Origin of the sequence: Nostoc sp. UIC 10607 (assembly GCF_047228265.1) — a bacterium.
GTDB classification, from domain to species: domain Bacteria; phylum Cyanobacteriota; class Cyanobacteriia; order Cyanobacteriales; family Nostocaceae; genus Nostoc; species Nostoc foliaceum_A.
In genome coordinates this window covers 43047-55318 of sequence record NZ_JBIQNW010000043.1, presented here as the reverse complement: position 1 = coordinate 55318, position 12272 = coordinate 43047, and the positions used below count along the sequence as shown (strand labels likewise).

General features: G+C 42.9%; 9 protein-coding genes. 6 read left to right on the top strand and 3 right to left on the bottom strand.

Annotated elements, in window-relative coordinates:
• The first annotated feature begins 970 nt into the window (after window positions 1-970).
• The 3 genes from ACEYW6_RS26260 (at window position 971) to ACEYW6_RS26250 (ending at window position 4022) form a co-directional block, all read left to right on the top strand.
• The gene (locus ACEYW6_RS26260) at window positions 971-1255 is read left to right on the top strand and encodes an HU family DNA-binding protein (RefSeq protein WP_010998076.1); all 285 of its coding nucleotides are present in this window, start codon (window positions 971-973) and stop codon (window positions 1253-1255) included.
• Between the two features lie 26 nt (window positions 1256-1281).
• Window positions 1282-2451, top strand: a complete 1170-nt coding sequence (gene cobD, locus ACEYW6_RS26255) for a threonine-phosphate decarboxylase CobD (RefSeq protein WP_412982066.1) — start codon at window positions 1282-1284, stop codon at window positions 2449-2451.
• Between the two features lie 116 nt (window positions 2452-2567).
• Complete coding sequence (locus tag ACEYW6_RS26250) at window positions 2568-4022, top strand: dihydrolipoyl dehydrogenase family protein (protein WP_412982065.1); 1455 nt, start codon at window positions 2568-2570, stop codon at window positions 4020-4022.
• Between the two features lie 46 nt (window positions 4023-4068).
• Here ACEYW6_RS26250 and ACEYW6_RS26245 read toward each other — a convergent pair whose 3' ends face one another.
• Both ACEYW6_RS26245 and ACEYW6_RS26240 read right to left on the bottom strand, forming a co-directional pair.
• A complete protein-coding gene (locus tag ACEYW6_RS26245; RefSeq protein WP_412982064.1) occupies window positions 4069-4779 on the bottom strand; it encodes a diacylglycerol/polyprenol kinase family protein in 711 nt (236 codons plus the stop codon).
• A 74-nt stretch (window positions 4780-4853) separates the two neighbouring features.
• Window positions 4854-6629: a DUF3685 domain-containing protein gene (locus ACEYW6_RS26240; RefSeq protein WP_412982063.1), complete on the bottom strand. Its 1776-nt coding sequence runs from the start codon at window positions 6627-6629 to the stop codon at window positions 4854-4856.
• A 142-nt stretch (window positions 6630-6771) separates the two neighbouring features.
• Here ACEYW6_RS26240 and ACEYW6_RS26235 point away from each other — a divergent pair, with 142 nt between their 5' ends.
• Window positions 6772-9861, top strand: a complete 3090-nt coding sequence (locus tag ACEYW6_RS26235) for a pentapeptide repeat-containing protein (RefSeq protein WP_412982062.1) — start codon at window positions 6772-6774, stop codon at window positions 9859-9861.
• 80 nt (window positions 9862-9941) lie between these two features.
• Here ACEYW6_RS26235 and ACEYW6_RS26230 read toward each other — a convergent pair whose 3' ends face one another.
• Entirely contained in the window at window positions 9942-10388 is a 447-nt protein-coding gene (locus tag ACEYW6_RS26230; protein WP_190899382.1) for a Fur family transcriptional regulator, read from the bottom strand.
• Window positions 10389-11039: 651 nt separating this feature from the next.
• On the opposite strand from ACEYW6_RS26230, the gene ACEYW6_RS26225 reads away from it, so the two are divergent.
• Window positions 11040-11510, top strand: coding sequence for a CRR6 family NdhI maturation factor (locus tag ACEYW6_RS26225; protein WP_412982068.1), 471 nt, complete (start codon window positions 11040-11042; stop codon window positions 11508-11510).
• An 83-nt stretch (window positions 11511-11593) separates the two neighbouring features.
• On the top strand, window positions 11594-12271 hold the full coding sequence (rppA, locus tag ACEYW6_RS26220) for a two-component system response regulator RppA (protein WP_412982061.1): 678 nt from the start codon (window positions 11594-11596) through the stop codon (window positions 12269-12271).
• Window position 12272: the final 1 nt, after the last annotated feature.

Sequence of the window (12272 nt, the reverse complement as noted above, 5' to 3'; positions counted from 1 at the left end):
GACCCTGGTTTCATACCTATCTTTACAGCAATACTAATGAATACTCACACCTGTGTAAAAAACCTACACCTGTCAGGGGAGCAGGGGGAGGGATAGTCGTAGTGAAGTCCAGAAATTGGATAATTTAATTTCTGGAAGTCCCTAAGTCCAAAAGCGGTTTTTAACAGGCAAACCGAAGAAGCTCAATTTTTATGAAGAATTTTTTAGTGATGTTACCTACTGAGCGAGTGATTTGACTCATATTGTTCAAGAGGCTTACCAAATTGCTTCTCAGTATGGTTTAGCAGCTATGGACTGTCATACCCCTATGGAGAAGTAAGCTGCGTGTAGCGTCTGTCTGCGACACGCTGCGCGAACGCAGAAAAGAATTTATGATAGCGATCGCCATCATAAATGTTAAGAAAGATGTAGCTAATGGATAGCCTTCTAGGGGAGAGGTTTTAATTTTTTCTTTTTTCCTGCTAGAGAAGCTTGCTAGGGGATTAAATTTCGCGTTGGTTTTTCCACATAACGTGAAAAGTGATCAAAATCCCCGATTTTTTAGAGAAATCGGGAACCTGAGCCTTCGATTTCCATAAAAATTGGTTAATCTCAGCAATAACTCTTCAACAACGGTAATTAATCCCAACAAACGCTGACCATCTTCCACCTCTCCACTCCTCTGTTTTATTGGCAATAGGGGTATTTACTAGGTATTTTTTCCTACTTTTGGGGTAGTTTTTAGTGAAACAACTACCCTAAAATTACAAAAAATCCTGAAATCTATATAAATTAATGGTTTCATCTATCCACATCAGGCTACAACACCTTAGAATGATTCATTGAAAAGTCGAGCCGATGGGATGTACAGCCGTTTTGAGTAAAAATACTCCCAAAGGATGATTTTTGTATTTCTGCGAACAGAGATTTCAGTACAGATGCATCAGGGTGCATCCGTAAAAAATCTCAAGTAAACCTTCAGGAGTTTGACATGAACAAAGGTGAATTAGTTGATGCCGTAGCTGAAAAAGCTAGTGTTACCAAGAAACAAGCGGATGCAGTCTTAACTGCCGCTTTGGAAACGATTATTGAAGCGGTTTCCTCTGGTGATAAGGTAACGTTGGTAGGATTTGGCTCATTTGAATCACGGGAACGTAAAGCCCGCGAAGGTCGCAACCCGAAAACAAATGAAAAGATGGAAATTCCAGCGACGAGGGTTCCTGCCTTCTCGGCAGGAAAACTGTTTAGAGAAAAGGTAGCACCCCCAAAAGCATAGGTTCTGTCTTCGGGAACCATTTTTTAATGCGGCAACCTGCACACGGGGGAAATTTAGCCTGGGCAGCAGCACTGGCTGGCTGTCCCCCTGATGCTATTCTGGATTTTTCTGCTAGCATCAGCCCGTTGGGGCCTCCAAACAGCGCGATCGCTGCTATACAGTCCCAAATTGGTAATCTTAAGCACTATCCAGACCCAAACTATAGTGAACTGAGACTAGCTCTCAGTCACTTCCATCAATTGCCTCCTGAGTGGATTCTGCCGGGTAACGGCTCCGCAGAATTACTCACTCTCATAGGCAGGGAATTAGCTGAATTAGCCGCGACAATTTTAATAACTCCAGCCTTTGGCGATTACTACCGAACCCTGAGGGCGTACAACGCTAATGTGCTGGAGTGTCCTTTGTCATTAGTGAGTCAGTGCGGTCTTCTCCCAAGGGGAGACGCCAAGGGCGATAGCGCAGCGTTAGCGAGTTATCGAGCGTCTGGGGGTTTCCCCCATGAGCAACTGCGAACCCAAAGGGTCACTGGTCATTGGTCATTATTTCTTGACACAGGAGACAGGACAAACGACAAAGGATTATTGCTGAATAATCCCCACAATCCAACCGGAAAACTATTTTCGCGGGACTCTATTTTGCCCTATCTGGAGCAATTTGCTTTGGTTGTGGTAGATGAAGCATTTATGGATTTTGTACCACCCAATGATGAACAAAGCCTGATTCCGGTGGTACAGGAATATCCGAATTTAGTAGTATTGCGATCGCTGACCAAATTTTACAGTCTCCCAGGGCTGCGATTAGGATATGCGATCGCACACCCCGACTGCCTAGCTAAATGGCAGCTATGGCGTGACCCCTGGCCCGTAAACACGCTAGCGGCGGCGGCGGCAATTGCGGCACTCCAGGATACGGAGTTTCACCAGCAAACCTGGGCATGGCTACCACCTGCACGAAACCAACTCTTTCAGGGTTTGGCTGAAATATCAGGATTGCAACCCCAAGTAAGTGCTGCTAACTTTTTACTGGTTAAGTCCCAAGAGTCTACTTCGCAGTTACAGCAACAATTACTCAAGCATCACCAGATTTTAATCCGCGATTGCCTTAGTTTTAAAGAACTAGGCGATCGCTTTTTCCGGGTTGCTATACGTTCCGACTCCGATAACCAACGCTTACTAACAGCGTTAAAAGAGAGTTAGGAGTTATAAGTTATAAGTTAGGAGTTATAAATTGAAGAAGGGTTTTAATTCCTAATTCCTAACTCTTAATTCCTAACTCTTAATTCCTAACTCCTAATTCCTAACTCTTAATTCAAGTGACCGTTGACTACGATGTTGTAATTATTGGCGGCAGTCTTGCTGGATACTACGCTGCCCTTGCTGCAACCCAACTACGTGCTACAGTTGCCCTGGTGGAACCCAAAGTAGACTACGGGTTTACTCATCACCATGCTCTTACCGAAATCGGTAAACTGGCGCAGAATTTGAATGATGCTGCTAGTTTTGGTATTCATGCCACACACACTGGTACTTCAGAAGAATGCCACATATCTATGGCATGGCAAGAAGCTATGCTGTATTCTCAATGCGTAGCCTCAAATCTCAAAGAACAGCATTCCCCAAGCATCCTAGCCGCGCTGGGGGTAGATATCATAGTTGGCAGTGGTCAATTTCAATCTTCATCCCAACTGGCTTTTGCCGTTAACAATCGCCTACTACGCGCTCGTACCTATTTGCTAGCCAGTGGTTCATGTCCAGAAATTCCAGAGATTGAGGGATTGCAAAGCACTGGCTACCTAACCCTATCTAATATTTGGCAATCCTTACAGCGAGGGACATTAGCAAAAAATTGGGTAATTATCGGCGGAATTCCCCAAAGTATTGAAATTGCTCAAACTTTAGCCCGGTTTGGTTGCAGTGTGACGCTGGTAGTCAAGCACCCTTATCTTCTACCCAATATTGACCCTGAGATAGCCATATTTCTTCAGGCACAGTTGGAAGTCGAAGGTGTGCGCGTCCTCACCGAAAGACCAGTAACTCAGGTGAGGCTAATTGAGGATAAAAAGTGGGTTCAAGCAGGAGATAAAGCTATTGAAACTGATGAAATTTTAGTAGTGACTGGACAACAGCCGAATATTGAATCTCTAAATTTGGCAACAGTAGGTGTGAAATGGCATCGGCGTAGCTTAGTGGTAAATGATAAACTGCAAACCACTAACCAGCGCATTTACGCTTGTGGTGATGTAATTGGTGGTTACGACTTTGCCAATATCGCTAATTATGAAGCAAAAATTGCCCTGAAAAATGCACTATTTTTCCCCAGGTTACGAGTAGATTATCGCTCTATTCCTTGGGCAATGTTTTCTGTGCCGATGGTGGCGCAAGTAGGTTTGACAGAGGCACAGGCAAAACGCCTATTTAGTCGAGATGAAGTTTTAGTTTTACGACAGTATTTTAAAACAGTGGCAGCAGCCCAACTTCGGGATGAAACCACTGGTATGTGTAAATTAATTGTGCTACGTAACGGCGAAATTTTGGGAGCTTCGATATTGGGGGCAGAAGCTGGAGAATTAATTAATTTGATTGCCTTGGCAATGTCCCAAAAAATTAAAGTCAAAGATTTAGCAAATCTATCTCCCGTCTATCCGAGTTTTTCAGAAATTCTGGAAAAAACTGCAAGAGAGTGGAGTAAGCAAAAGTTAAATAGCAATATTGCTTTGCAAGAGTTTTTAGAAGGCTTCTTCCATTTCCGCCGCAATTGGAATTTATAAGTTAGGAGTTAGGAGTTAGGAGTTAGGAGAGGTTATTGGGAGTGCCTTAAAAACCCTGCATGACAATCCAAACTACTCCCGCAGCTACTAGAGGCACGCTGAGGTTATCAGTACCGTGGGGTGAGACAGCCTCTGCTAGGGTGGCAAAAGTAGCAGTTACCACCGCAGTCAATAAGGCCCATGCCAAACTAAAAGGTTTTGCTAGAGGACTCAGCGACGAACCAGGTAGCAGCAACAGCACTAAGAAAATCACCACTGTACTCGTTACAAACATTGCTGCCGAACCTTCCCAAGATCGCACAGAATTTCCCACTTGGTATTTATGCTCTCCAAAGCGTCTACCAATTAATGCTGCTAGTGCATCCCCCCAAGTCATTGCCATTACCCCAGCTACGGCGATTGGGACACTATCTACTGGCCCGTCCGGTCGCCACAGTAGCCCGAACAGCAGCGTTACTGAGATAGCGAAATAAACTGTGCCGGGTGAGCTATCCTGGGTATCCATTGCGCCGATGATTCGGTAGCGGTAAAACAGGTAGTTGAGTCCGATAAAGGTAGCAAATGGTATAATTCCGATTTCGCAGTGTTTAAACAGTAGCAGGATGCCGAAAACCCACATCCCTGCACCAATATGGATTACTTTGCGTGTCAAATCCGGCTTTACACCCAACAGCCTACGCAGTCCCTCGCCAATGACAAGCAGACCGATAGCGTAAACATAAGAAATTGCCAGCCCGATAAAATCATTGTTGGTCATTAGTTATTAGTCATTGGTCATTGGTCATTGGTTATTAGTCATTCTTCCCTTGTGCCTTCTACTCCCTTGCTTATTCATTTAGTCCGATCGCTATTTCGTCTAAAGTTCTTTTCTATTAACGAAACACTACCAATACCTTGAAGAATACCACGACCGATTAAACCTAAACCTCGACCAATTATTTGGGTGAGAATGAAGACTATACCGCTACCTACAATAGCTAATAGTGATTTTAAACGCGGTGCGATCGCATCACTAAATTCTAAAAATAATGTCACGACTAAAGGAATATTAGAAAGTTTGCCTAACTCCTGATTTCGAGGGGCATAAACTGAAGTATTGGCAATACCGCGAGGCGCAATTACAAATAGATCGTAGCGACTTTCAAAAACTGCTTTTGGCTCATTTATATAATTTTTTAACCGATATTTCCATGATAAATCGTTTCTAAATCGTTCGATTTCTCTTGTAGAAATAAATTGGCGACTATATAACTTTTGCTTAATCGCTTCCACATCTGCTAAAGAGTTGAGTAGTGGTTGCACTACGCCATTCGCTACCTGAATCAACAAGTTCTCTAAAATCATTAATGCTTGGGACTTGGCTTCATTGCTAACTGCTGGATAAGAACCATTATCAATATACAATTCTGTTTGAAATAGTAGATAAGAATACAACTCAAAAACTAGCGGAATTTTATTGAGAATATCTGCCTGCACAATTTCTGTGTTTTGTAGTAATAAATTAACAATTTCTATATTTTGCTCCCCTATTTTTATTCGAGAGAATTTTCCAAAAAAATCTGTAATCGCTGCTTGCCATAAATCACGTAACAAAGTACTTTTCACCTCATGTAATTGATTCATCTCGATTTGAGAAGCACGCAGTTCATCCAACTGTTGAGCTAATTTTTGCAGGATAAGATAAAGTAATTCCCGTTTTTTCTCTTCACGAAAGATGTCAATTTCTAAAGGGACATCTGTGACATTTTGTAAAGGAAATTGAAGTTTGGTTATGCAAGACGCAAACAAGGCAGATTGTAGCGCTCCTGGACTAAGTAAAGGTGACACAGTTTGCCTTTGCTGAATGGCACTACTCAACGAAGGAGTGATAAGCGCCTCATCGGCAACGGGAATATGTTCCTCTTGCCTTTCTTGCGGTGAAACCAACAACCGATTTAGCAACCAACGAGCCGCTAGCAGTTCTCGCCGCTGTCCAGCTAGAATTGCTCGATCTAATACTGGTAGTCCCGGAACTTGTAATTGTGCTGTTACTGCGGCGAGGGTTGCCTCAATGTGAGCAATTCCTGACAAACGTAAATTATTTCGCAGTCTAGAAAAAGGGAGTGGGGAGTGGGGAGAGATGCGATTAATCGCGTCTGTACTAGGGAGTGAAGAGTGAGGAGTTGTGATTGCTTCCGTCTCCCGAAACCAATAGGAACTACCATCGGCAACTTCTTGCATGGCGGCGACTAACTCAGCAAGTGGTGTGCCTTTGGGGCAGTAGCCATTTACACCAATAGATTTTGCAGCCAATAGCAGTCCTTGTTCTTGGACAGAACTGAGAAGCAAAATTGGCAGATTGGGATATAAAGCTTTGAGTTGTCGGCAGAATTGCAAACCTAGCTGCTGACTAGTGGTGGAGCGACCATTACCTAGTTCCAAAACCACCAGATTTACCTGGTTAGGGTCTTCTTGGGCAATTTCTGTTAAAATCTGCAAGGCAGCGGTATCACTTTCTACCACTGCTATTACTTCCAGGTTAGGAATTGCTTCTAGAGCTACCCGTAATCCCAGACGAAAAATCGGGTCTTGGTCGATTAACAATAATTTTAGAAGGCGATCGCTCATAGTCTACTCAATTACACAAGCAATGTTTTTACCAATTAGAAAACAGCTTTGATACAAAACTTTGTCTTACCCATTGTTACCTGTTTTCGCAAACTGATAAATCGATCATAATTGCCATAGGCAGCCGTCACTGTGTAATTAAATGAACTTGAGTATTCGGCACTGGTTGGCAGAACGCTATATCGCAATCAATCAAATCAAAGGATTTTCAGCGGGGCAATTGGCAGGTATTGCCTACCGGATTGTTCAGGATATGGAAGTCAAAAGCCTCATGCCTTTTGACATCTGTACCTTAGTAGAGGTCTTAGAACTACCTTTAGGTCTTGTTTGGCAAGAAATCAGTGCTATTTCCCAGTTAACAGAAAACTTGTTGCGTAGCCTCAGCCAAAAAAAACCATTAAAACGTAACGAAGGTACATGGCTAGCATTTCAAATTGCCTATCTCCAGGCTTTGCAAGCAATTCTAGAGCAGGAAGCAAGCTTACAAAGACCGTGGCTAGACCGGGCAAGTATACCTATCCAATCACAAATACTTAAAGAGAATGTAGGTAAACTGATTCTCCAAGATCCGCAACTGCAAGGATTGCTGAAAACTCTCAGCCCAGGTAAATTGACTGACACTCAAGCTGAACAAGCATTGTCTTTGGTTGCAGATTCATTACTGGTGCAACAAATAAACAACGCTGCTATGGCTTGGTTAGTTGCCAATGGCGCAGAGGAACCTGAAGCTAAACTCCTAACACAACGTTTAATCAACTCACTTCCTGGGCACTTACTGGTAGTCGTTACCGAAAATGCCGCACCTCTAGCCCAACTGCAAAAATTTTTCCGTTTGGGGATATCATTATCTCCCAATTTGATCGCCCCAGAAGTTGGTTCTACAGTCAGTGAGAAAATTGATTTGCAGCGAGAACATTACCGTGCAAGTTTGATTAAAAACCTCAGTATGCCTTTACTCATGGAATCCTTTGCCCTTAAGGATATCTATGTACCACAAAAAGGCTTACCAATAGAGGCAATTATTTCTGAGCAGGATAATAAAATTGTTAAACCAGTTGATTTAAATATATGGGCCCAGCAACAGCTAGCTGATTTAGAAACGATCGCTGTCATTGAGTCAGAACCTGGTTATGGAAAAACTAGTTTTTGCCAACTTTGGGCAGCACAAATAGCACAAGAATTTTACCCTACCTGGATGCCTATAGTAATTAAGTTACGGGATGTAAAATATGGCAAAACTTTCATCGAAACCCTAAATTCTGCCTTTCCTGTTAATCTTTCAGCTTGGTTAGAGCAAGAAAATCTCCCTTGTCTGTTGCTGCTGGATGGTTTGGATGAACTACCCCCTTCTAGTCAGGGTATAAGGGCACAAGCAATTTTTATTCAGCAATTACTGAACTTTCATTCTCAGTACCGACACAAAATTTTGTTAACGAGTCGATCAACAACATTACAGAAAATTGCCCCAGAGATACCTCTGCCATTGAAGCGAATTATCATTCAGCCGTTGGATGTGGAGGAACTCAAACAATGGTTTCAGCAATGGGCAAAAGTGCAATCGTTGGCGATCGCTCAAAATTTCTTTACATTCTTAAAACAGACAGGGTTATTTGCCAGCCAATCAAAGTTAAGAGAATTATCTCCTCTTGTTCGTCAACCCCTAATGCTGCATTTGTTGGGCATTTTGCACCGCGACGGACTGCTAGATGATGAAGTATTACAATTAGCTGCTAATACCCCAAAGTCTTCTCTGTTATGGGAAATTTATCATCGCCTGAGTCGATGGTTGTTGGGTTATCCGCTAATTGGTGGGATCAAAACTATGCTCCTGCGTTCAGGATCGGCTCATATCCACCGAACTCCAGAAGCGATCGCTAATTTACTCGCTGGTCATCATCCCCAAGATTTATTTGAGCAGATGCAAGCGATCGCTCTGAAAATCTTACACTCCCAACGTCATCAAATTAATTTGGCTGAGGAAGTAAATACAAATAATTTACCAGCTTTTTATTTTAAAATTCAGGGTTCGGATACCTCACGCACAGCCAAGCAGTGCGTTGCGGGAATTTCCCCCGTTGTAGCGACTGCCGTGCAGAGGAGTTTAATTGAGTTTTCGCATGTCAAATTAGGAGAATATCTTTGTGCTGAGGCTGTGACTGCTGAGTTGAAATTGCTTACTCAGTACCAAGATGAGGTTTATGGCACGCTCACCTTTGTGCTTGATGCCAGTAGCTTTGCCCAGCATATCTACAATTTACTGGGTTACGGGATACTTAGCCAGGAAATTGAGGAACTGGCGATCGCAATTTTGCGCCGGGAGCAAAAGCACAAGTTTTCTTTTGAAGTTTTGTTCCAACGGCTTTTGTCTTTCTGGCGTGCTTACTGTCAAGGCTATTGGTTGGATGAAGGGATAGCTCACAAAGCTTTGACTCATTTCCACGCACTGCAAAACCCGGTGAATGTTGAGCAAGTGAATGCTGCGGTGGGACTGAATGTGTTTTTATTGCTTTGTGCTTGCTACCGAGAAACAAAGATTCCTTTTTGGCCTTGTGGGAATCCAGCCAATTTGGCAGAATTCAATCCAGAGGCCTTAAGTGCGCTGATTGCTAGAACAACCCTTTTGCAAAAGGGTGCCTTCGCAACCCAAATCAAGTCTCTGGCTGGACTAAATTTATCGGGAGCCTCTTTTTTACAAGTGATGTTAACTGGGGTAAATCTTGAGCAGACAAACTTATCCAATGCAGAGTTAATGGGGGCAAATTTAGCTGGAGCCAACCTTCAACAAGCAAACCTCACCGGTGCAAACCTTCAACAGGCAAACCTCGCAGGCGCAAATCTCCAACAGGCAAACTTGACAGGCGCAAACCTGCAACAGGCTAATCTTATGGGGACGAATCTTAATTCAGCGAATCTCACCAACGCCTGCTTATTTGATGCCATCCTTACTGAGGCAGATAAAAAATTGGCCGCTGATAATGGTGCCTTGTTCTCCAAAGAATCGTTTCAAAGACTGAAACATTTGCGTAGTTTACCGCCGCAGGCATCGCAGCAACCCTTCTTAAATACCGTCCAAATTCTGATAAACCCAGATAATAATTGGAACAAACTCCCGGCGATCGGACTAATTGAAAGCTGCGAAGGCACAATTGTACCAGTAGATTTATATGATGATGATGCCGATGATGAGACAGTTTTTGGCAAGAACTCCATTGATGAGACTAATTATTATTAGTTTTTATTAGCTAGGGAAGCCGTCAATTTTAGATTTTGGATTGAAGAAAAAATCTAAAATTGAATGACTCCTAACTACCATCAGCTTTCTTGCGGGTTGCGGTAACCAACAAAGTTAATACTGTAGTCAGTAATCCGCACTCCTGTTTCTTCTTCAATTTTGCGGATCAAATCTTCTGGTAGTTCCACATGAACATCAAGAATTTGATTTGTATCCACACAGTTTATATGACTGTGAGAGTCACTGATATTGCCGTACAAACGCCCATCACAGCGTTCAATACATTCAATGATGCCCTGACTAGATAATGCTTCTAAATTTTGATAAACAGAAGTATGACCGATCTCTTTACCTAGTTGGTTCAAGCGATCGTAAATCTCTCTAGCAGAAAGATGTTCATTTGCTTGCCAAAGTAATTCCAGAATAAAGCGACGCTGACGACTGACGCGCATACCCAGGATTTGACACCGATCCAGCGCATCTTCTAGAGAACGAATTGGTTTTGGAGAAATTGTTTGTTTTTGCATATTACAGCTTGTTAACTGTTGGGGGGAATTTTCCCATTTAAATGTTTATTGGTTATTTAATATATGCAATAATATTGCACACCGCTGTTCTACCTGTACTTGTGTTTTGGCTTTTGATGCTGCAAAAGACAGGTGGCGATAATTATTTTTTTTGCTTGTTGACGGCTAGTTTCTCAGACCTTAATCTAAAACAAACTCATTACAACTTTAACTTAAAATTGCTGTAAATGTCCACCTTGGGGCAAGCGTTGCCTTGCCCAATTAGGCTGATTCTATGTAAGTCGTGTAGTAATTTATTAGTTAAATGTGAGTATTTTCGCAATTAGTAAAGAAACATTTAAGTGGAGAAAAATTTGGTGTATGTGAGTGGTGTAGGCTAGGAAAAACCGCAAGCATCGCCAGAGGCTGATATCAACGCTAGCCATTAGATATATATTTGTGATAACCAGCGAAAACTAAGCAAAAGTATTAAATCAATTTGAGCAGGTCAGATTTGTGTATAAATCTTGTATAGTTTGACCAATTATCAATAAAAAAGTATTAGTAAATACCAATTGATTTATAAAGATCAATGTAGCGTCAATCCCTGAAAGCTGCTACTGTATATTCTCGATCCTACAGTTGAGCATCAAGAAAGTGGCTGCTGAATCAATGACAATTGCGATCGCACTCAATAATGACTTCATTACCAATCTGGATCTGTCGCCTGCGTCAACCGTGATTGAACAACTGCTGCAAGATGGGGTCGCGTCCCATGAACAGCAGCTACGCTTTGATCTCAATTACGATCTCGAACCAGGCGATCCACGGGAACTCTCAGAAATTCCAGAGGTGCGGCTGTGGTTTGTGCGCCTAGATGCCAAATACCCTTGGTTACCATTTTTACTAGATTGGAAAGCTGGAGAATTTGCTCGTTACGCCGCCATGCTTGTACCACACCAGTTCAGTTCCCAAGAAGGCATTCAGTACAATCCTGAAGCCTTAGAAATATTTTTGATGCATAAAATCTTCATTTTGGGTGATTGGCTCAAACAGCAAGACATTCCCAGCCTCTCGCGGCTAAAGTCTATGGCCCAAATGCTGGGTTATGAATTAGATGATGCTTTTTTTGAGATATTTTAACTCGGTGAAGAAAAAGGAACTAGGCTAAAACCCTTATGCGTATTGGCCTACCCCCTGATTTTCCAACTAGCTGCAATTGAACAATGCGGATTTTGCTAGTAGAAGACGATCCGGAGCAAATTGAACCACTCCATGCCGCCCTGACTCGTTCAGGGCATATTGTAGATGCCGTAGAAGATGGGGCAACAGCTCAATGGCTGATGGGTGAAAAAGATTATGATTTGCTGATTTTTGACTGGATGTTGCCCGATGAAGATGGTATCTTTCTGTGCCAACAATATCGTCAAGCAGGAAAAGCGGCTCCAATTCTGATGTTGACAGCAAAAGATACCACTGTCGATAAAGTGATGGGGCTAGATGCCGGAGCCGATGATTACCTTGTCAAACCTGTAGATATTGAAGAATTACTGGCACGGGTGCGAGCATTGCGGCGGCGATCGCCCCTGTGGTGTGGTGATGCGTTGCAAGTCAACGGGCTATCGCTCCATCTCGACACCATGCGCCTGGAATGGGGAAGCAGTAGCCTGAAACTGAAAAGCCGTGACTTTCAGCTACTAGAGTACATGATGCGCCATCCTCGCCAAATTCTCACCCACGATCAGATCGAACAGGCACTCTGGGAATGGGGACAAGAACCTGAGAGTAATGCTGTAGTTGCTCGCATTAAACGCTTGCGTCAACGACTGCGCGAGATTGGTGTAGAAACTTGGATTGAAACCGTTTATGGCACTGGCTATCGTTTAGAACCTCCTGCGAGGTAAT